A 261-nucleotide genomic window follows, 5' to 3' on the forward strand; every position below is an offset into this window, starting at 1 on the left:
CGTCCATGAAGATCAGGGAGTCGGCCACTTCGCGGGCGAAGCCCATTTCGTGGGTGACGACGACCATGGTCATGCCTTTCTTGGCGAGGTCTTTCATCACGGCGAGGACTTCACCGACTTTTTCGGGGTCCAGGGCGCTGGTGGGTTCGTCGAAGAGCATGATCTCCGGGTCCATGGCCAGGGACCGGGCGATCGCGACGCGCTGCTGCTGTCCGCCGGAGAGCTGGGCGGGGTAGTAGTCCCCGAACCCGGCCAGGCCGA

At 64.8% G+C, this 261-nt stretch carries 1 protein-coding gene; it reads right to left on the reverse strand.

Annotated elements, in window-relative coordinates:
- A partial coding sequence (locus tag AC5RUU_RS19675; RefSeq protein ID WP_493976875.1) for an ATP-binding cassette domain-containing protein occupies nucleotides 1–261 on the reverse strand: 261 nt, incomplete at both ends.

The sequence above is a fragment of the Arthrobacter sp. K4-10C genome (genome assembly GCF_059090085.1).